14 protein-coding genes are annotated in these 21,829 nt (G+C 43.1%); 2 read left to right on the forward strand and 12 right to left on the reverse strand.

The features are described 5' to 3' along the window. Positions 1-22 precede the first annotated feature (22 nt). Both ACH11B_RS08560 and ACH11B_RS08565 read right to left on the reverse strand, forming a co-directional pair. A complete protein-coding gene (locus ACH11B_RS08560; RefSeq protein WP_377613247.1) occupies positions 23-1,666 on the reverse strand; it encodes a M28 family metallopeptidase in 1,644 nt (547 codons plus the stop codon). 485 nt (positions 1,667-2,151) lie between these two features. Further along, complete coding sequence (locus ACH11B_RS08565; protein WP_377613248.1) at positions 2,152-2,367, reverse strand: hypothetical protein; 216 nt, start codon at positions 2,365-2,367, stop codon at positions 2,152-2,154. Between the two features lie 514 nt (positions 2,368-2,881). On the opposite strand from ACH11B_RS08565, the gene ACH11B_RS08570 reads away from it, so the two are divergent. Continuing rightward, complete coding sequence (locus tag ACH11B_RS08570; protein WP_130854444.1) at positions 2,882-5,590, forward strand: DNA gyrase/topoisomerase IV subunit A; 2,709 nt, start codon at positions 2,882-2,884, stop codon at positions 5,588-5,590. A 216-nt stretch (positions 5,591-5,806) separates the two neighbouring features. Continuing rightward, a complete protein-coding gene (gene msrA / locus ACH11B_RS08575; protein ID WP_013664942.1) occupies positions 5,807-6,325 on the forward strand; it encodes a peptide-methionine (S)-S-oxide reductase MsrA in 519 nt (172 codons plus the stop codon). A 23-nt stretch (positions 6,326-6,348) separates the two neighbouring features. On the opposite strand, the gene ACH11B_RS08580 is transcribed toward msrA, so the two are convergent. From ACH11B_RS08580 to ACH11B_RS08625, 10 genes are all read right to left on the reverse strand, one after another. Next, positions 6,349-7,392, reverse strand: a complete 1,044-nt coding sequence (locus tag ACH11B_RS08580) for a hypothetical protein (protein ID WP_377613249.1) — start codon at positions 7,390-7,392, stop codon at positions 6,349-6,351. A 424-nt stretch (positions 7,393-7,816) separates the two neighbouring features. Next, the gene (locus ACH11B_RS08585) at positions 7,817-9,520 is read right to left on the reverse strand and encodes an FAD-dependent oxidoreductase (RefSeq protein ID WP_377613250.1); all 1,704 of its coding nucleotides are present in this window, start codon (positions 9,518-9,520) and stop codon (positions 7,817-7,819) included. An 18-nt stretch (positions 9,521-9,538) separates the two neighbouring features. Continuing rightward, the gene (locus ACH11B_RS08590) at positions 9,539-11,251 is read right to left on the reverse strand and encodes a GMC oxidoreductase (protein ID WP_377613251.1); all 1,713 of its coding nucleotides are present in this window, start codon (positions 11,249-11,251) and stop codon (positions 9,539-9,541) included. A 70-nt stretch (positions 11,252-11,321) separates the two neighbouring features. Continuing rightward, entirely contained in the window at positions 11,322-12,191 is an 870-nt protein-coding gene (locus ACH11B_RS08595; protein WP_130854439.1) for a sugar phosphate isomerase/epimerase, read from the reverse strand. Between the two features lie 81 nt (positions 12,192-12,272). Next, positions 12,273-13,775, reverse strand: coding sequence for a Gfo/Idh/MocA family protein (locus tag ACH11B_RS08600; RefSeq protein WP_130854438.1), 1,503 nt, complete (start codon positions 13,773-13,775; stop codon positions 12,273-12,275). A 1-nt stretch (position 13,776) separates the two neighbouring features. Next, positions 13,777-15,441 (reverse strand): RagB/SusD family nutrient uptake outer membrane protein, encoded by a 1,665-nt coding sequence (locus tag ACH11B_RS08605; protein ID WP_377613253.1) that lies wholly within the window; start codon positions 15,439-15,441, stop codon positions 13,777-13,779. A gap of 3 nt (positions 15,442-15,444) precedes the next feature. After that, positions 15,445-18,876 (reverse strand): TonB-dependent receptor, encoded by a 3,432-nt coding sequence (locus ACH11B_RS08610; protein WP_377613254.1) that lies wholly within the window; start codon positions 18,874-18,876, stop codon positions 15,445-15,447. A gap of 173 nt (positions 18,877-19,049) precedes the next feature. Next, positions 19,050-20,045, reverse strand: coding sequence for a FecR family protein (locus tag ACH11B_RS08615; protein ID WP_377613255.1), 996 nt, complete (start codon positions 20,043-20,045; stop codon positions 19,050-19,052). Between the two features lie 92 nt (positions 20,046-20,137). After that, positions 20,138-20,719, reverse strand: a complete 582-nt coding sequence (locus ACH11B_RS08620; RefSeq protein WP_013664951.1) for an RNA polymerase sigma factor — start codon at positions 20,717-20,719, stop codon at positions 20,138-20,140. A gap of 324 nt (positions 20,720-21,043) precedes the next feature. Next, the gene (locus ACH11B_RS08625; RefSeq protein ID WP_013664952.1) at positions 21,044-21,691 is read right to left on the reverse strand and encodes a DUF6266 family protein; all 648 of its coding nucleotides are present in this window, start codon (positions 21,689-21,691) and stop codon (positions 21,044-21,046) included. Positions 21,692-21,829 lie beyond the last annotated feature (138 nt).

Below are 21,829 nucleotides of genomic sequence, written 5' to 3' on the forward strand. Positions count from 1 at the left end.
ACCCATAACTGGCAACACGCAATTAGCGTTTCTCACCGGCCGCTTTGAATTCCGAGCCCTCTTTCCATTTTGGAAAGCTGCTTTCCTGAGTCAGCGTATAGCCCACATCAAAGAATAAGCGTAAATCTTCTACCATACCATCCAACTTCCATGCGTCATCGAATTCGTCAGCAGGTTGATGATAGCGTTTTTCATTATATGCTTCTTTTTGTGCTAAACCAAATTCTTCGCCCTTTCCTAATACATCATCGCCGGTACTTGGATATAATGCGGGTATACCAACCTTTGCAAAATTGAAATGATCTGAACGGAAGAAATGTCCGGCAGATGGATTCGAATCCGGTTTAATTGTTCTTCCCTGTTTTTTTGCTGCAACTGCCGCATAGTCGTCCATTTCCGATTGTCCGAGCCCGGTTACAATGAGATCTTTAGTCCTGCCAATGGGTGCTAAAGCATCCATATTAATGTTGGCTACTGTCTTTGCCAATGGATAAATCGGATGGGTTGCGTAAAACTCGGATCCCAATAATCCCTCTTCCTCGCCTGTCAAAGCAATAAAAAGTACCGAACGCTCAGGAGCTGTCTTTGCAGCTTTAAAGGCTTTTGCAATCTCAAATAGACCTGCTACGCCGGTGGCGTTATCAACCGCACCGTTATAAATAGAATCGCCTTCGATGGCCTCTCCGATGCCTAGGTGATCCCAATGTGCCGAGTATATAATGTATTCATCCGGACGTTTACTTCCTTTTAATTTTGCTACTACGTTATTGGACATGGACTTTTTCGTTTCTTGCGTAATGGTGGTGCCTGTCGTTAGCTTTAAGTCTACCGCCTTGAACCCCGGCTTTTTAGCTTGCTCCAAAACATCCATGGACACGCCGGCAAGTTCAAATAGCCTTTTGGTGGCATCGGCAGTTAACCAACCTTCAAAAGCACATCTCGAAGCGCCATTGTCTTCGGTTTGTAGATTGAGCTGCGGTCCACTCCAGCCGCTTCTTACCACGTTCCACCCGTAACTTGCAGCTTCTGTATTATGAATAATCAACACGCCTGTCGCACCTTGCCGGGCCGCTTCTTCGAATTTATAAGTCCAACGACCGTAATAAGTCATCGTTTCTCCTTTGAATAGGTCCTTGTTGTAAAATCCGGGATCATTTACCATGACCACAACTGTTTTTCCTTTTACATCGAGTCCTGCATAATCATTCCAGTTGAACTCCGGAGCAACGATACCGAATCCGGCGAATACCACATCCGAGCTTTTAACTTCAATAGCAGGCTGAACTCTTCGACTACCTAAAACAACTTCGTCTAGCAATTTAAAATCTACTTTCCCTTTAGATCCCGTAAAGGACAGAATGGCTTTCGGATTTGATTTAATTTCCACCATAGGCACTTCCTGGAAATAACTATCCTTATTCCCCGGTTCGAGGCCTATGTCTTCAAAAGCCCGTTTGATATACTGGATGGTCTTTTCTTCTCCCTTGGTAAATGGCTTTCTACCTTCGAGGCTATCGCTCGATAAATCCTTCACATATTGTGCAAGACTTGCTTCATCGATTTGTTTAAAAGCCGCTGAATCGGTTGTACCAGCCCCTTTTTCTCCGCTGTTACAAGCGAATAAAGAGGGAATAATAAGCGCTAATGCGTATACAGTTTTCTTCATGTCGTAAAATAAAATTTAAATTTAACCCATTCGGGCATAGGATACAAATAAAGGAATGTGATTATTGGCTTTTTCACTAAAACAGGCGTTTCGCTTTTAGCATCTACGATGGTGTTTGTATTAAAAACGTTTATTTTAGTCAATTTTATTTTACGTCACACCTGTCCAAAATAAATTTTCTGGACAAAAAAGAGGAGGTTTTCGGCTATAAGAGGCTCTATTTTTATTGGGAAAGCAAAAGTTTCCATGGGTGTTGGTATAAATTTAATATGACTATCGGCTTTCTAACCTAAAACAGGGATCAATTTAACACATAGATAAATTGTTTATATTAAAGGAACGATTATTTTAACTTCTTTCTTTCTCCGCGAAATAAAGAAGCAAAGAAAGCTCGCCGCTTTAAAATTTACAGGAACGGATCGTGCCTCCTCGTGCTATTTGTAAATTTTGGAGGCGGCATTTTTTAGAACGTAGGGCTTTTACTTTTAACCGGACGTATTATTATCTTCAGCCCTAATATAGCCCTGCGCGTGGGTAAAATGGCCTTGGAGGATACCGAAGCAACGAGCAGCAAAGCATTTGCATCGCTGATCATGTTGCACTACCCAAGCGGATTGAGGAAGTGAAACGGCTCCAATACGCGGCATGAATGCTTTGCCATCAGATGCAAGGTAGCCTACACACGCCTTGATTTTGCTCAACTTTTATCAAGAAAAGTTGAATAAAATAATCGTTCTATTTTTTAAGTAAACCGACCAACGGAGCTCCCATATTTCCTAATTATTATTTAACGTTTTGGACGGATATGATTTTACGTCTGTCTGTAGCAAAGTTCCAAGCGATGAGTTTATTCACACATTGCTTATTTTAAAGGTGTTCATGAGCTTCCTACGGTCGGTTTTGGTTACCTTTTACGGACCTTGAAAAAGCTTGAGCTCCTTTAAAAAGAATGAATTAGCGAAAAAACCACGAAGTAGCATGAGTGCCTTTTAAAACAAACGATAACGAATAAAAGTAACTAAATAAAAGTTCCTTTTGAAATGCTGAACTTGCTACCCATAATTCCTCTCTTAAATACCAAAATGTTTAGTATTTTTACGGCGCTTAATGATGTCATGAATAGCTTTAAGGAGTTATTACCGTCACAATGACAAAAAATGGCATCGGAAATAGTAAGCAAATTGCTAAAAGCTAATACCTAAAGGCTATAAAAAAATGAGCGAAGAAACAGACAATAACGAACTTTCAGGAAATAACGACGAGGCTTTAAGCCATAACCAAACGATTCCAATATCCGGTTTGTACGAGAATTGGTTTTTGGATTATGCTTCGTATGTCATACTTGATCGGGCGGTGCCGCATATCAACGACGGTTTAAAGCCGGTACAACGTCGTATTCTCCATTCATTAAAAGAAATGGATGACGGCCGCTTTAACAAGGCCGCCAATGTGATCGGTAATACCATGAAATACCATCCACATGGCGATGCCTCAATTGGTGATGCCATGGTTCAGATCGGGCAGAAAAATCTGCTCATCGATTGTCAGGGAAACTGGGGGGATCCTACAACGGGTGATTCTGCAGCAGCGCCTCGTTATATAGAAGGACGTCTGAGTAAATTTGCCAATGACGTTGTTTTCAACCCGGATACCACCGAGTGGCAATTGAGTTATGATGGTAGAAATCGTGAACCGGTTACCTTACCGGTTAAATTCCCCTTATTATTAGCTCAAGGTGCTGAAGGTATTGCGGTCGGTTTGGCTACGAAAATTATGCCTCATAACTTTGTAGAATTGCTGGATGGATCGATTGAAGTTCTTCGTGGCGGACGCCCCAACCTTGTGCCGGATTTTCCGACAGGTGGATTGGCTGACGTCTCCGCCTATAACGAAGGCATGCGCGGTGGAAAGGTAAAAGTGAGAGCACGCATTGAAGAGCGCGACAAAAAGACCCTAGCTATTACTGAAATCCCTTATGGAACTACAACCGGAGGTTTGATCGATAGCGTAATCGCTGCAAACGATAAAGGTAAAATCAAAATCAAAAAAATAGAAGATAATACAGCCGCAACAGTGGAAATTGTAGTGCATTTAGCCCCCGGGATTTCTCCGGATGTAACAATTGATGCGCTTTATGCCTTTACTGATTGCGAAGTTTCTATATCACCGAATACCTGTGTCATTCGTGATGATAAGCCACATTTTATGAGCGTTAATGATGTGCTTATCGAAAATACAAAACATACAAAAGGTCTACTCAAGCAGGAATTGGAGATTCGCCTAAATGAATTGCTGGAAAAGATTTTCTTCAGCTCCTTACTAAAGATCTTTATTCAGGAAGGGATGTATAAGCATCCTGATTATGAGAACGCGGGTAATTTTGAGATTGTTGTGGACGTCTTAAATCGTTTGTTCACACCCTTCTTTGACCGCTTCTATCGCGAAATACTTCCTGAGGATTATAAAAAACTAATCGATAAACCGATGAGTAGCATCACCCGCTTCGACGTGAAAAAGGCGGATGAGCAGATGAAAGTTTTAGAGGATGAGATAAAGGAAGTCAAATACAACCTTAAGCATCTAACGGATTATGCAATCGCCTGGTTCCAAAAATTGAAGGATAAATATGGTAAAGGTCGTGAGCGGAGAACAGAGATTCGCATATTCGAAAAAGTCGAAGCTTCACAAGTGGCCTTAGCCAATGTTAAGCTATACGTAAATCGAGCAGATGGTTTTGTTGGAACAGGTTTAAAGAAAGATGAATATGTTGGTGATTGTTCGGATATCGATGATATTATCACATTCCTAGAGAACGGTACTTGCCTGGTAACCAAAGTGCAGGATAAAGTGTTTGTTGGGAAGGATATCATTCATGTTGGTGTTTTCAAAAAGGGAGATGAGCGTACGGTCTATAACATGATCTATAGGGACGCAAAAACAGGTATATCCTATGTCAAACGCTTTTCGATACTAGGTGTTACGAGAGATAAGGAATACGATCTGACCAAAGGAAGTAAAGGATCAAAGGTGCTTTATTTTACTGCAAATCCGAACGGGGAGGCTGAGATAGTAAATGTACAGCTTAAACCGCATTCCAAACTGAGAAAACTCCAGTTTGATCTAGACTTTGCCGAAATTGCGATTAAGGGTAGGGCCTCGCAGGGCAACATTGTTAGCAAATATCCCATTAAGAAGATTATCCTGAAATCAAAGGGTGTCTCTACCTTAGCCGGACGAAAAATTTGGTTCGATGAGGTGCTGAATCGGTTGAATGTAGATGGCCGAGGGAAGTATTTAGGCGAATTTGATGGGGATGATCGCATATTGATCGTAATGCCCGATGGCACCTATAGCTTAAGCAGTTTTGAGCTTACGAATCATTTCGATCCGAAAATGCTGCGAATTGAGAAATATAATCCGGAGCAAGTTTTTACTGCAATACATATCGATGGCAAGACCGGAAACTACCTCGTAAAACGATTCGTTTTCGAAAATACACCCGTCGGTAAAACAACCTCCATTATCAACGAGGAGGCTGGTTCTAAATTGGTACTTCTTACAAATGGAAAGGATCCAATCATTAAATTGGATGTATTGAAAGGAAAGACGCAAATTCCGGAAACAATCGAACAACATTTGAATGAAATTGTTGATGTGAAAGGAATGAAGGCACAGGGAAATAGGCTTAGTTCACACGATGTCAAAAAAGTTACGTTGTTGTCTGGAGAAGAAGCGTATGTAACCGGACATGATGAAGAGAAAAAGAGGGAAGATGCAATAGCAGACCCGGATGAGGAAAGGGTAGAGGACGAAACGGTAGCTCCTTCGGAGCCATCCGAGAAGCCAAAGCCAAAAATTGACTTGGAAATTACCAATCCGGATGATATCGACTTGGATGATAGTGGACAACAATCATTGTTTTAATGATCTCCTGCAAATTGCCTGTTACTAAGAGCAAAAGTATAAGATCGATGACTAAGCGGTTTAAATGCAAGCCTTAAGTCATATGTTATACCAACTGGCTTAAAGTGTGAAAAATTTTATAAATTGATAACAATAATGAAAGCTGATAGCTTACGGCTGGCAGCTTACGACCGTCCCGGTGGGATGGTATTTACTTTGGATTCTTAATTTAGGTTTATGAAGGCGACATTTGGAGGAGGCTGCTTCTGGTGCACAGAGGTTATTTTTCAGCAGCTTGACGGCGTTAATTCCGTGCTACCCGGCTATATGGGAGGACATAAAGAAAATCCCACTTATAAGGAAGTTTGTACAGGAGAAACCGGGCATGCAGAAGTAGTACAGATTGACTACGATCCGCAAAAGATCTCTTATAAGAAACTATTGGGCATATTTTTTAAAACCCATGACCCCACTACCTTGAACAGACAGGGGAACGATATAGGAACGCAATACCGTTCAGCGGTATTTTATCATAGCCCGGAACAAAAGTTTGAGGCCGAGACCTTAATCAACAAACTGACAGAAGAAAAGATTTTTGACGATCCCATTGTAACCGAAGTGGTAGAGGCTAGAACTTTTTATGAAGCAGAGGACTATCACCACGACTATTTTAATAATAACCCTGATAATCCTTATTGCGCGGCTGTAATACAACCCAAATTGCAAAAATTTCTTAAGAGCTTGGAAAAAGCCTAAGTGATCGATCAATTAGGCACGTATTATTGATATTGTATATAACTTGGTGCTGGCTTCAACTGCAATAATTCAGTTGGAGTCAGCATTCTTTTTGGAGCCTGTTTTAAATCGTTTTTATAAAATAATTTAAAACCGGTAAACTGCACAGGCTCCCGGTAGATAAATTGGCGATAAGTTGCTTTCTTTAGGGCGGGAGGGCCCCAGCCATCCATCTCGATAACAACCTGCACTTCGGGGCGTAATTTAATGTTCTTATAGTCTCGCACCATACCGGCAGTGAAACGATGTACAACGAGTAATTTTGGAGGTAATTGGCTTTCTTTTACTAAACGAGCTAAAAAATCGGCCGCATAATTGATATCCTTAGCATCGAAGCTGCCGATCCGGGTACCGGGTTTGCTCCCATCCTTCATTGAAAATTCCGGATCGATTCCCAAATGTACCTGAGGCAGTCGCAGGTATTTTTCCAACCTCGGAATCTCTTCCTGCAAAGTACTTAAGGCGACTTGTATATCTAAAAATACAGGCAAGTTACCATGTTGCCGAGCAATATTCAGAACGGAATCTATTTGTTTGTCTGGCATGCGCAGACGGTGTTTACCATCTCTACCGGCGTCACTTTGGGCGGTTACCGCGATATAATGCAGGGCGGCAATGGCTTTGGTGCTGCTATCGGCATCGTTCCAACGTACAACTTCCTCATTGAGCCGCCTGATCATTTCTTTCGGTGGAAGTTCACCTAGTATTCCCATGCGCTTAGAATATAGGTTTCCATAGTAAGCGATAATCCGATGTTCGGGAAGCAAAGCGCCTTTTAAAGGCAAGGGCTGTGGACTCACCGGCCATCGGTTTGCCGTATCGCCATTGGCAAGTGCTAGTAACTTTTGGTAGTAACTGATACTATCCACTGTCGTATCATCGAAGCTTGCTTGGCTTTGTAAGGTATCTGCGAGCGCCAGCTTGTCGCTTACCGTATTAACCTGAGTGCAGGAATAACCCGCAAGTGCTAGCAAGGCAGGGATGAAAAGCAATAGCCTAAAAGGCGATCGAAAACCTATTTTAATCATAAAGTTTAGAATAGAAACGGTAAGGTAATACAAAAATAAAATAATATTACCGCATACCTATGTAGTAGAATGAATGATATTGATAATGAAGGGGATATCATGAAAATAACTTTATTATTTGTACTTGTTCTAAATAAACTTTATACTTGCACTATCAATAATCGTTCTAAATAAAAGAAGTTTGTAGGCTTGAAAAATTACATGGTTCATGTTTGGTTTGGTTGGTTAAAGTTTCCGGTTTCATAACACATTGTAGAAGCCGGATTCTTTTATTCCGAGTTAAGGTTATAAACGTTAGGTTTTTTTGTTCATAAAGTATCTATATAGATTGTTTATATAGTTGTTTAGTTTAGTTAGTGTAAAGCGGTTGTCGTGAGATATCCGCTTTATTTTTTGCATTATGGTTACTCCATTGATAACTTCTTTAACCCGGCCAATTGGTTTCTATCCCTTCCTTTCGAACGAAACGCTGAAAATCGTTCAATAGCTGCTGATCGTTTCTAACCTGATGGGGTGTTAATTTATTTCGAATAACATAGGCACTTAACAAACCAACGGCTTCTCCGATACTCCATTCCACGGGATGCAAACGATAACAGCCGTTTGTAATATGAGTGGTTCCAATATTTTTATTGGCGGCGAGCAGGTTTTTCATGCGTATGGGAAGGAATGCACCTAAAGGAATTTGAAAGGGGAGCGAACTAAAATCGATATAATTATCGCCACCACTGCTCGGGTGGAGATCGATATGATAGTACCCGATACCCACGCTGTCAAAAAAATCAGCGGCTTTACTAGCTGCGGATTGTCCGGCAACCAAACCTCTGTTTTCCTTTCCCACATGTTCTTCGAGAATGGTAAAGGTTGCTTTTATTCGTCTCGATTCGCGTATATACGGGTACTTAGCTAACCCGTCAGCGGTCCCTAATACATCACCCCGTAAACGAAGGCCGGGCCATCCTTCACCACCATCGGACCTTGGAGCGGCCGTCTGTAACCAGTAAAATAGGGATAAACTTAAATGCTTTGCTGCTTTCAGGTGCTTTGCATATACGGGGGGCGGTACATCGATCAAGTTACCCAAAAAATAATCGTTCTGTGGCCAATTCATTATACTGAGGTCACCGCCAAAGGTCCCGGGTAAAAAATTGTGTCTGTTGATGATTTTTCGATAATTCCAAAGGTTTAACGCTTTATTGGTCGCTTCACCGGTTGGATTGAAGCCGAGTGTAGTGGCCTGCAATGTGCGCGGATTGGAATAGGAGAGATCCAACAATTTACCCGACCAGGAGGGGACCATCTTCGGTATGAAATCACGCCAAAAATCATATTGTTCCGGCTTATCAATCACGTGGTTTTCTCCTTGTTGATAGTCCATAGCCAAACACATAGTAAAAGCCTGTTGGTTTTCAGGCTTGCCGACTTCCGGGGCATGCAGCTCGTTCGTTTCCTTTTTGGATTCGGTACCTGTAACGTATTCGGTACCGGTTAATGGGAGCAGATCACCGAGCTCGGTAGCATCGATAAAATAATGACCATTTAAAGTAAGTTCATGATCCTCATGCCGATGTTTCACAAGTACTGCGGTGACCTGATCTTGATGAACAGCGGCTTTTATAACTCGATAATCCGTGAGTAAGGTTAATTTACCGGAGCTTAAATAAGGCATTAACATCTCCAATAGGACGGCAACAGCCACTCTAGGCTCATGGCATAGGCGTGAAACGGAACCATCTCCGGGATTTAAATGGGTGCGCTGTTTTGCTTCGGCCGTTAATGGATAATTGCGTTTATAAAACGTACGTATGCGATCACGAAAAGCGCGGTATGAGGCGGGTGCACCATGGGTTTCAATCCATTGGTGCTCGTCGGGAGGTACGCCTTGTTGACTGAGCTGACCTCCCAACCAATCGGTTTCTTCACTCAGTGTAACGCGCAATCCATGGCGCAGCGCGGCTAAAGCTGCCGCGCATCCGCCTAAGCCTCCGCCAACGATGACAATGTCGGACTTAAGCTCTTTCTGTTTGTGCTTTTCATGCGCATGAGCTGATGCATTTGATAGGTAAGGGATATTGGCTAAAAAGGTGCTGCCTATAGTGATGCCTGTTATAAAATCTCGTCTTTTCATATTTGGAATTTATGGATGTCAAACGGTTCCATCGTTCTTTTGAAGTGCCGTAGCGGCATAATCTACTGCCCTTGCTGTAAGTGCCATATAGGTCAGGGATGGATTTTGATTACCGGTTGAGGTCATACAGGCACCATCGGTAACAAATACATTTTTACATTGATGAAGTTGATTCCACTTATTCAACAACGATGTTTTGGGGTCCTTTCCCATGCGTACCCCGCCCATTTCATGTATATCCAAGCCTGGTGCATCTTTACGGTCAATCCTTGCTGTGATCTTACAACCGGATTGCTCGAGCATAGCAGAGCCCTGTTCCAGAAAATCGTGCATAAGTTTTAGGTCATTATCCGTATAGTCAACGGATGTAATCAATTGCGGAATGCCCCACGGATCTTTTTCATGGTTACTTAAGCGGACATGATTTTCATATCGAGGGATGGTTTCTCCTTGCATCATCATGAAAACCTGCCACGGACCGGCCTCTGTGAGTTGATCTTTATAATCACTTCCAATTCCTTCCAGCTGTTGGCTCCATCCTGCTCTACTAGCGCTGAAGGCGATCATATAACCTCGTAGAAAGTCGGTCTCCTGCCGGAATACATTGCGAAAGGAAGGCATAAAAATGCTGGTGGGGCGTCGTCCGTAATAATATTGATCGCGAAGCCCATCAAAGCTGGCCAATATATTGCCACGATAATTATGAAAGGCAATGTAATGGCCAAGTAAGCCGTTGTCATTGCCCAACCCTTGGGGGAAGCGGGCTGACTTCGAATTTAATAGGATAAGATTGGTGTTAAGAGCGGATGCGTTAACAAAAATAACGCGTGCATAAAACTCCTCTACACGTTTTGTTTTGCTATCCACAGTACGCACACCGATTGCTTTGCCCTTTTGTTCATCGTACAGAATAGATTCCACCACTTGATTGGTCAATAAGGTCAGATTACCTGTAGCATCGGCCCAGGGTAGTGTGGATGAATTACTGCTAAAGTAAGCACCGAATGGGCATCCCCGATGGCAGAGGTGCCGAGCCATACATTGGCCTCTTCCTTGGGCTACATGAACTTTTTGTGGTGCCGTGAGGTGGGCACAACGACCAATGATGACATGGCGATCGGGATAAGAGGCTTCTATTCGTTCTTTAAGGTGCTTCTCTAGAGCATTCATCTCGAAAGCAGGAAGCACTTCGCTATCGGGAAGGTTCGGAATCTGATCTTTGGTCCCGCTGATTCCAACAAACTTTTCTACATAACTGTACCATGGTGCCAGGTCTTTATAGCGAATGGGCCAGTCTATCGCAAAACCGTCCCGTGCCGGGGCTTCAAATTCATAATCACTCCAACGCTGCGTTTGTCGTGCCCAAAGTAGGGACTTGCCGCCAACTTGATAGCCCCTTATCCAGTCGAACGGCTTCTCCTGCACATATGGGTGTTCCTGATCTTTTACAAAAAAGTGTTGTGTTGTTTCGTCAAAAGCATAGCAACGGGACACAATGGGATTGTTAGTCGTCACCGCTTCCGGTAGCTCTCCTCGATGTGTGAATTGCCAAGGATCCTGCATCGCCGTAGGATAATCTTCCAGGTGTTTGACCATTCGACCCCGTTCTAATACCAACGTTTTATACCCTTTCTCACAAAATTCTTTGGCCGCCCAACCACCGCTGATGCCCGAACCGATTACAATGACATCATACGTGTGCTGCGCTTTCGCCTTCCCCGATATATTCATGCTCTTTTTGTTTATAATGATACCTGCAGCAATTTAGTTATTTCCTGTTACAGATGCTTAGCTTGTGCCTTTATGGATTAATTTCCTTTAAAGCCTGGGAATAATAAGTTAAATTTTTTTGTATATCAGGTACCGAATTTTCCCAATTGTTTTCATATTCGATGGCCAAGGTTCCTTTGAAATTTTGTTGTTTTAGTTCAGCTAACATAGCTTTTACATCGAGTATGCCGGTACCCCAGATTGTATCGGGCATTTCCTCGTGCGCTGAACGCTTACCAGAGGTGATGTCTTTGAAATGGAGTGCATGTATACGCCCCTTTAACTTCCTAAGGCATTCCAGCGGATTCAGCCCTTCTCGTCTCCAATGGCCCACATCTGCGCAAGAGCCGATCCTCGCATCGCGGTGACCGATCACCTTCAATAAATCGTTAGGACTCCAATACAATGAAGGCTTGGGATGGTTATGGACAGCCAGTTTTATATTATACTTTTTGACAAGCTTTTCGACCAAGTCCCAATCGGCCAAGGCCGGTTCGGCACTAATGTACTCCATATGCATGGCTGCGGCAAAGGAAAAATAAGCTTCCCATTCGGCAGCTTCCGTTACAACCACTCCCATGGCAATGATCCTTATACCTCGTTTTGCAGCCTCTTGATTTAATTTCTCTTGATTTTCTTTTGATAAACTCGGCGAAAAGTTTAATTCGCCAAACCCTGCGCCCAAGGGATGCCCCGGGTAAACTTCAAGGTAGTGCAGTCCCAAAGTTTGTACTTTATCTAAGGTTTCCATCAGTGTAAACTTATGGAAGGTATACGACTGGACGGCAAGTTTCCAATCGGTCTTTACCTCTGGGGATTGTGCTGCCGCGTAATGAAAATTGTATAGAATTAAGCAGGCGGTAAAAAATACGGTTATCAGGTTCCTTTCTAATCTTTTCATGATGAATTCTCTTATATTTAAGACCGGTACCGTCGATCGCATAACAGATCAACGACACCGGCGATTACTTATTAAACCATATTAGTCGATCGGCATTTCGGGCAATTGGAATCCGTTATGGTAAGTATGCTTTATCCATTCGTTTGCAATGGATTTAGCTCCGAACTCCGTAAAACGACGATCAAATCGGGGATCACCATCAACTACTTTAAACTCGTCCACCGAAACGATGTTGATTTTATCCTGATCTCCAATATTGGTAAAGGTCATATTTTCACCATCCCACAGCAGGTCGCGGTGTAGGCCCTGTAGTCGAACAGCTAATACACCCATCACCACCATCTCATTAAATGGTCCGGAGAATCCAAAATGCGAACTGGCCTCCGTGCGATTTTCCGGAGATTCCTTGGCTGCGCGAATCCATTCCTGCTCGTGGGCATTGGTACTCCAAATATCTCCATTTCCACCTTTAATCCGCGGAATCCAAGGCGTCGGCTGCTCAAAATGTTCCATTTCGCTCACTGGTAAAAGGGTTGGGTTCATGCCATAACATCCGGTCATGATTTTTCCTTTTTTACCAATGAAGAGAATACCACCATTCTCGTCGCCTAACATCATGCCGGGACTGAGTTCCACCGGTCTTTCGGGCATCAATCCCCCGTCATACCAATGAACCTTTACTTCCGGCATTTTTACTTTTCTTTTTTTCGGTCGCTCCGGAAAAGTATACTGCACCATTTGTGCATGAGGTGGTGAATACAAATTACTGAGCGTTGAACTGCCATTAACTTTAATGGGGTACTTTAAATCTAAAGCCCAATAAATGGGATCCATAATATGGCAGGCCATATCGCCTAATGCGCCGGTACCGAAATCCCACCAACCTCTCCAGTTCCAGGGCGTATAAACACTGTGGTACGGACGTTTGCTGGCGGGGCCTAAGAAAAGATCCCAGGAAAGGGTATCTGGCACAGGCATGGCATCGCCGGGTTGCATCAATCCTTGTGGCCAAATCGGGCGATTGGTCCAACAGTGTACTTCTTCCACTTCTCCGATAATATCGGATTGAATCCATTCGGCAACCTGTCGGCACCAGTCAAAAGAGTTGCCTTGGTTACCCATCTGTGTGGCTACTCTATACTTAGAGGCTAGATTGGTTAAGAGACGCGATTCATATACAGAATGGCTAAGCGGCTTTTGCGTGTAACAGTGTTTTCCCAAAGTAATAGCATGGGCAGTAATGACGGCATGATTGTGGTCGGGAGTTGCTACCATAACGGCATCAATAGAATTTCCCATTTCATCAAATAGTTTCCGCCAATCTTTATATTGTTTTGCCTTCGGGTAATCCTGAAAAGTCTTTTGTGCATATTTCCAGTCTACGTCGCAAAGGGCGACAATATTTTCAGTGTTCATGTTAGCTAAATTGCGGCGACCCATGCCGCCAACACCTATGCCGGCTATATTCAGCTTGTCGCTAGGCGCCACGTATCCCAAAGTTTTACCCAAGACATGACTGGAAACAATGGTGAATCCCGCCAAGGCGGTGCTTTCTTTTATAAATTTTCTTCGTGTTAAATCCATGTTAGTAATTGCTGTTTTGTACTAATACTCCATTGGAGCGATCAATTTCAATTTGAGGTATAGGGAAAGGCCAGCTGTTTTCACTGGCATCACGTCCTTTATCGGCAAAGCCGTATTTTTGGTGGAAGGCTTTCATAGTGTTCGCGTATTCACCCCAACGTATTAGATCGTATAGTCGGAATCCCTCGAGGGCTAATTCGAATCGACGCTCCTTCTTTATGGCTTGCAAGATATCATCAGAGGTCTTTATGGCGTAACGGCTTGCAAAAGTAGCCTCATCGATGGCTTTGAGACCGGTTGCAAACAAGCGATAAATAGCGGGTTCATCAACTTTGGAGGTCGTTACGTAGGCACGGTGACGTACTTCGTTCAGGTAGTTCAATGCTTCTGCGTGATTGCCACCTGTTCGTATAATGGCTTCTGCATAGATAAGCAATACCTCGGAATAGCGGATCCAATACGGCTGCCAATTGCTACGTTGCAAGTCGTTTTGTTGCCGATAGGCTTGTGGTACAAAGGCTTTACGACTCTGTTGCAAATTATAGTCGTTAAAATAACCGCGATAGTTGTGTATTTCCTCTCCTCCGCTGGAAGTTTTGAAAATGTCGTTATGACTGATAATGGTAAACATTTTGCGTGGATCAGCCGGATCATATGCCGCTGCCAGATCGCGCGTTGGGGTATTTCCTCCCCAGCCGCCTACATTATTTCTGCCTACATTCATAATAGCAAAGGGGTCGCCCGCTAAGCCAAAAGCTGGATCGAATTTTCGCAGCACACCGAAAATGCATTCCTTTGAGAAGGGGCCGACTTGATAATCACCTCTAAATAAGTCCTGAAAATCGGGTAGCAATTGGAGCTGTCCGTTGTTAACGACCTCTCCCGCCATTTCTTTTGCGATGAGATATTCACCTAATGCATCTCCCTCCATTTTGCCCTGTTCCATTAATCCGGCAAAAAAAAGTGCAGCTCGTGCCTTAAGCGTATAAGCTGCATCTTTGGTGGCTCGTCCGGTTTCATTGTCGGGTAATTCGGACGATCGTGGAAAATTGGGCTCGGCAATAGCCTCGTCTAAATCGATGTACAACTGGTTGCGGAGCTCTTCGATGCTGGCCTTCCCCTTTCGTGTAGAAGGGTCTTCAACAGCAACTAAGAGGGGAACTTCCTTGAATACAGTAATTAAATCGAAATAATACCAAGCGCGCAAAAACTTTATTTCGGCAAAATAACGGGCAAGTGCTTCACTTGGAAGGGGTGCTCCGTTTTCCACTAAGTTACTTCCTTCTCGTTTCAGCGCATCAAGGGCGATATTACATCTGCCAATACCACGATATCGATTACTCCACGTTTCAAATAATAGGGGATTGGAAGAAAGAGGTCGACCGCGCCCTACTTCCGTTGTTTGCGGCCGATCGCCGGGATCGGAACCTCCCGCATCGGCATTATCGACACTTTCATCGCCAATCGCTACTTTGTTAACGGTGTAACCCCATCCGTCTTGCATTGGTTGGTAACAGCCCGTCACCAACTTTAAGCCGGCACCGTCGGTCTTAAAATAATCTGTTTCGTCCAGTACGCCGTAAGGGTCTCTTTCCAAAAAGTCACGCTTACAGCTGGCGATAAGGCCGAAAGCCGTTATGACTATATACGTTATCGTTCTTTTCATTGTCTAAAAGTTTGCATTGATACCAAACATAAATGATCTTGCCTGTGGGTAATAACCTTGATCTACTCCCATACTTAAGGGGGAACCGCTGCCAATCTCAGGGTCGAGACCTGAATAGGAAGTGAAGGTGAGGAGGTTGTACGCTCCTGTCCACACGCGAATACGTTGAATTTTGGCCTTTGCTAGCCAAGCATCCGGCAGCGTATACCCTAATTGCACACTCTTTATCCGTAGGTATGACCCATTTTCCACTAACCAATCGGATATTTGCAAATTGTTCTGATTGGAAGCGTTGATCGCGAACTGCGTGTGACTTGGATTACTTGGTGACCAGGCCTCGGTTAACAACTCTTTCGGCGCATTGTACCAGCCTACTCCCGACTTCATGTCGATCTTAGCAATGTTCATGATTTTATTGCCTAAGGTACCTTGCATTAACAGCTGAAAGTCGAAGTGCTTATAATCTGCTCCTAAACGGAGTCCGTAGGTCAGATCAGGAAAGGGATCACCCAAATTCGTGCGATCGGCATTGTTGATGGTCCCGTCACCGTTGACATCTACAAAACGCAAATCTCCTGGACGGGCGCCTTCTTGAATATAATCATCGGCTTCTTGTTGCGATTGGAAAATGCCATTTGTCCTGAAGCCGTAGAAATAACCGATCGGCATGCCTTCTTCGGTCAGGGTAGTTGTGTAGCTGATCCAACCACCACCGGTAATAGGCTCACCCCCACCTAAACTCAAGACCTTGTTTTTAAAGGTTGATGCATTGGCAGCAATGGAATAACCAAAATCTCCGATTTTATTACGGTACGAAAGATCGAATTCCAATCCGCTATTACGGACGCCACCGGCGTTGGACCAGGGACTATTCGGAAAGCCGAGGTAAGCCGGCAAAGGAACATTCAGTAACATCCCATCCGTGGTTTTGCGATAGGCATCTATTGTTAGGTTCAGCTTGTTGTTCAAGAAGGCTAAATCTAAGCCAATATCCAGCTGCTCAGTCTGCTCCCATTTTATCCCCGCATTTCCGATGTAATTACTGCCACCGATTAACTGTGGATTGCGTGGACCGAATAGATAATAGCCCATATTGCCCGAAAAGGTGGTTAGATAAGCACCTCGACTGATGTTTTGGTTACCTATCTTTCCCCAACTTACCCGAAGCTTCCCTAAATTGAGCCACGACCATTGCTTAATAAAGTCTTCTTCAGCAAAATTCCATCCAGCGGAAAGTGAAGGAAAAGCTCCCCATTTTTTATCCTCGCCAAAGTTGGAGGAACCATCGTAGCGGAAATTTGCCGTAAGCATATAGCGGTCCTTATAAGCGTAGAAAAGCCGACCGAAGTAAGAATTAAGTGCCATCTCCCATTTGGTGCCGGATGCCTGCGGATTAATGGTGCCGGCATCAATGATCCACTGACTGGGATCATTGGATACTAACCCTTGTTTCGAGGCGCTGGAGGATTCGCTTTTCCATTGTTCCGCCGAGGTACCCACCAAGAACGTTACGTGGTGATCGGCGAATTCTTTATCAAATGTGGCTGTGTTCTCCCACACATAGTAATCCGTCTTTGAATTGGATTTACTTACCGTGGCGTCCACATTGAATTGATCGCCATCTAAATAATATTTCGGTGAAAAATAATCCGAGGTCCCTCTGGCTAAATCCACGCCAAAGTTACTTCTCAGTTTTAACCAGCTTAAGGGCTGTATGTCAATTGATCCACCTCCCTTAATAGCCGTTCCCTTCCATCGATTGTTTTTGTAGATCTCGGTCTGGGCTACTGGATTCTCCTTGTTAGTCATTAAAATGGGACTGTAAAACGACCATGGATTGTTTTGATCAATGCGATCAAGGAACAATCCCGATCGTAAAAAGTCGGGAACGTCTACTAAATTAGTCCGATACACGGGTGAGATCGGATCGGCTACGAAAGCGATAAAAGCGGTATTGAAACCTGGGCTGTTTTCAAGCACATTGCCTCTACCTTCATTAATGAGTCCAATATTCCCCGATAGTTTTAGCCAGCTGCGTAAATTATGGTTGAAATTAGTCCGCCAAGATAATCGATCATAGTCCGATCCATTGATAATCCCTTCTTGATCCATATAACTCAAGCTGGTCCGATAGGCTAAATCTTTAACACCACCGGAAATGGCGATATCATGATTTTGCACTAAGGCATTCTTATTATTGATCGCTTGCCACCAATTGGTACCCGCTTCACTTCCTGTGTTGGCACGCAGAAATTGTAACACCTCTGCCTTGTTTTGTTCCGAAAAATAGGGATCTAAACCTGCATTGATATTTGCTAGATTCTTGTAGTCCATAAACTCCGAAGCGTTCATCATCTCATAAGTTTTTATCGGATTTTGGATGCCGATATAACTATCCAGTGATATTTGGCTGTTTAGCTTGTCACCATCAGCGTTCCCCTTCGCCGTGGTAACCATAACGACCCCATTGGCTGCCCTTGAACCGTATATGGCGGTAGCCGACGCATCTTTTAAAACTTCAATGGACACAATATCATTGGGATTTAACCAACCGATGTCATTCTGAGGAAGTCCATCTACCACATAGAGCGGATTGTTATCGTTTACCGTACCTATTCCACGAATTCGAACAGCAGGAGGTGTGCCGGGGCTTCCGCCGGTAGAAGTGATTTGTACACCTGCCGTTTGACCCTGTAGGGCCTCTGTCGCATTTCGAATTGGCATATTACGGAGGTCCGTGCCGCTCACTTGACCAACGGCACCGGTTAAATCGCGTTTACGTTGTGTTCCATAGCCAACTACCACCACTTCGTCCAAAGCGGCCTCTATTGATTTAAGTACAATCTGTAAGTCTTGCCCATTTCCAACTGCCACTTCTTGGGATTCGTAGCCTAAGTAGCTAATAGACAGAATGGATTGAGGAGTGGCGTTGACCATAAAGTGGCCTTGATCGTCGGTACGACTGGCTACATTGGTGCCTTTTACTTTAATGGATACGCCAATTAAGGGCTGTTTTGCCTCATCAAGCACTTTTCCGCTAACAGGAAAATCCTGCTGATCACTAATGGACTTTGGCAGACCTTCCTTCTTCTCTTTCAGCAGGATATAATCGCCTTGCAATTGATATGATAAAGAGGTGCCTTTTAATAACCTATCCAGAACATTGGCAACTGAACGTTTGGCGGGTGATATCGATATCGTTTGGTAGTTTTTTACCTCTTTGGCTTTATAGGCGAAACGATAGTTGCTGAGCGACTCGATCTTTAAAAGGGCGCTTTCCAGCGAGCCTTGATGAGAAAAGGAAATGTAGTCCTTATAAATGGATTGGCCTTTGGTTTTTTCAGCTAGCAACAGGCCAAAAGAAAAAAGTATCAAAAAGGCTATAAGACTGGCTGTTCTCATAATAAAAATGAGATAGGTTGGTTTAAAATTCATAATTTTGCATAATTAAGCTTATCTCTAGTTAAGATTGGGTTTAATACTGAGGGATTGCCGCAAGAATCCCTTATTTGCATGTGTAGTCACATTGGTTGCCGCCAATGTGACTGCCTTTTTAGGGAGGATATGTTCGTCTGTTCATCATTTTTTTTTAGGGTTTAAGCGGAACGCTATTCACAGCCATTACCATCGAGGTACACGGTGTCATTTTTTATTTCATATTTAAAGTTGTTCAGTGCACTAATGACATTTAACATTTCCCGCAAATTCTCTCCTTCATGGAAGGACACGGTAAAATGACAACCGCGGATGGCGTCATTACGATAAATGAAGGTCTTGTTACTCCATCTTTCCAAGGCCTTTCCTGCATCTGCCATGCTTATGTTATCGAAGCGCAATCGCTGATGAATCCAAGCAATTATAGCGGTGGCATTTACATCATGTACTTGCTTATGATTGGTATGGACATTATAAATCAACTGTTGATTTGCAGTTAACAAGGATACAGTTTCAGCCTCATGCTGAACGGCTATTTTCCCTTGCCGGACTGTTACAGCGATATGCGATGCATCGAAGCTGTTAATGTTGAATGCGGTTCCCAATACTTTAGTGATAAGAGAACCTGTTTCCACAGTGAATGGCTTTTGTTTGTTGGATTGAACATCAAAATAAGCTTCTCCGGCTAAAACCACGCGCCTATCGTTATCGTTATAGTTGCGCGGAATATCTAATCGGCTACCTGCATTTAGCCAAACGGAGGTACCGTCAGGCAATTCAATTTGTCGTTGCTCGCCCAATGGGGCTGTCCAGGTAGTGGTAAATGCATTCCGTAAATGTTCCCGTGGAGAAGACAGCCTTTGATAAAGTAGCGCACCGACTAATATCAAGGCCAGTGAAGCCGCAACCCAAGTCAGATAGAGGCGTTTTTGTTTGCGAGCTTGTAAAAATCGCTTATCGGAAATAATCCGCTGATAACTTTTGAGGGATTGTTCTTGGTCATCCAAGTGGGGGATGATCGGTAAGTCCTGAAACCGCCTTAATGCCTGGTCAAGCTCCTCTGTATAGGTGTCGTCCTGAACAGCCTGCATTAACCTATGTAGCTCCTCTGCCGTAATGCGATCACTCGCTAGTTTTTCCAATAATTCGCGTAGGCGTGTTTGATCCATATGTGACCTTTTTGAAGCTTCGTCAAAGCTCTTTATAAGTCAATACACAGGAAAGCTAAAGGATAACTAGGCTACCGGGAAAATTTTTTAAATCAAAAATAGAAAAGGAGAAAAAAATGGATTAAGCCGTATCGTAACAAATGTTTTCGGATTTTTTTCAGGCCTTCTACCAAATGATTGTTAACCGTATGAGGAGAGATTTGTAATCGTTCGGCAATTTGATCATGGCTTAGTCCTTCATACCTACTGAGGCAGAAAATTGTTTTCTGTTGTGGTGAAAGTTGATTCAGCGCTTCTTTAGATTTTTCATCGATTTCTTTTGCAGCCATGATATCCTGCGAAAGATGATCTAGTCTGTCGGATTTTTCCAATAACTCCGCAATAGCCTTCTCCGATTGGGCAATTTTTCGCAATTCATTTAATACAAGTCGACGGGAAATAGTAAATAAAAGTGGTGCTGCGGTAAAGCTATGATCCAATCTATCCCTTGCTTGCCAAAAGCGAATGAAGGTTTCTTGCATGACTTCTTCTGCATCTTCTTCATTTTTTAGAAACCGATAGGCAAAACTGACAATTTTTGTTCGATAGCGATCATAAATTTGGCGAAAGGCAACTTCATTCCCATCCTTGATAAGAAGAATTAGACTTTTTTCCTCTTCGTGTGAATGAATCATGATATGCATTAGGTTTGTTCATAGCAATAGTAAGCATAAAAAACTAAAAATTAAAAAATAGCTGGCTTTACTATTGCTTAAACACCCAGTAGCCCAATATCAGCCACAAAATTCCTTTCAGTAAAAAGAAAAGAAAACCCCAGAAACCAAGCCGTTTAAGCCAGACAATGAATTTATTCTTTTTTGGGATTTCGTTGTGTTCCATGATTATTAAGACGTACAAAGGAGTGTCTTGTTACCGTTTTAGCAACAAAAGAGGACCGTCGTGCCAAATAATGTTATTCGACAGGGAATAAGAACCTGCTTAAAGTAAAGGTAGGAAAATTATTGAATTTCTATAACGCCCGCGTATACGCTATCTGAACTATTGTTGCTACCATCCGTAGCAAAAAATGACAAATAAAGGTGAAGCTTCGTGCCAATTTTAAGTCCTGCAGGTAGTGCGATCTCGTCATGCAGTTCAAACCTACAATTCCCGAATTGTTTTGCTTCTGCGAAAGTTAACCTGTCTTCCGGATATAAGAGCAGCATGGTTCGGTTGCGGTTCAGTTTAGAGTCTATGGATGTATTTTTCCAACTAATATAAAGCTTCTTATTCTTCTGCTCTACCTGAACACCTTCGGGTGGTGGAAGTATTCCTTTGCTAAAACAGAACTTTTCGTAGTCCAATTCATAACCATCGGTTGTTTCTAAAACAGCTTCCTTCAAGTTATATGACATGGCTGAATTGTGACCGGTTCTATTAGTCGCGTAGTTCATAAAACCTAAACGGACAAGAGGAACTATGGGCTTCAACTTTTCTTGCATAAAGCTAAACTTGCTGCGCTGCTTGGCTTGTGATTTGGTAGGTTTTCGGTTTTTGTTGATACGCGGTAATCCACGAACATAGTCGATTCCCTTCCACTTGCAGAATACAACGCTTCCTACTTTTCCTGAAATTGGGCCGTTAGCTCCATTAGTTACTCTTCCCATGACGGATTATCATTAAAGGTTCCTAGATACGATATCAACTTTAGAAATGTTGATATACGATTTATATTACTAAACTAGTAACTATTTTGTTAAAATTCGGAAAAAATTAGGATTTTATTTGCTTTTATCCAAATAAGA

Origin of the sequence: Olivibacter sp. EAT-5, from assembly GCF_044784325.1 — a bacterium.
Lineage (GTDB): Bacteria > Bacteroidota > Bacteroidia > Sphingobacteriales > Sphingobacteriaceae > Olivibacter > Olivibacter oleidegradans.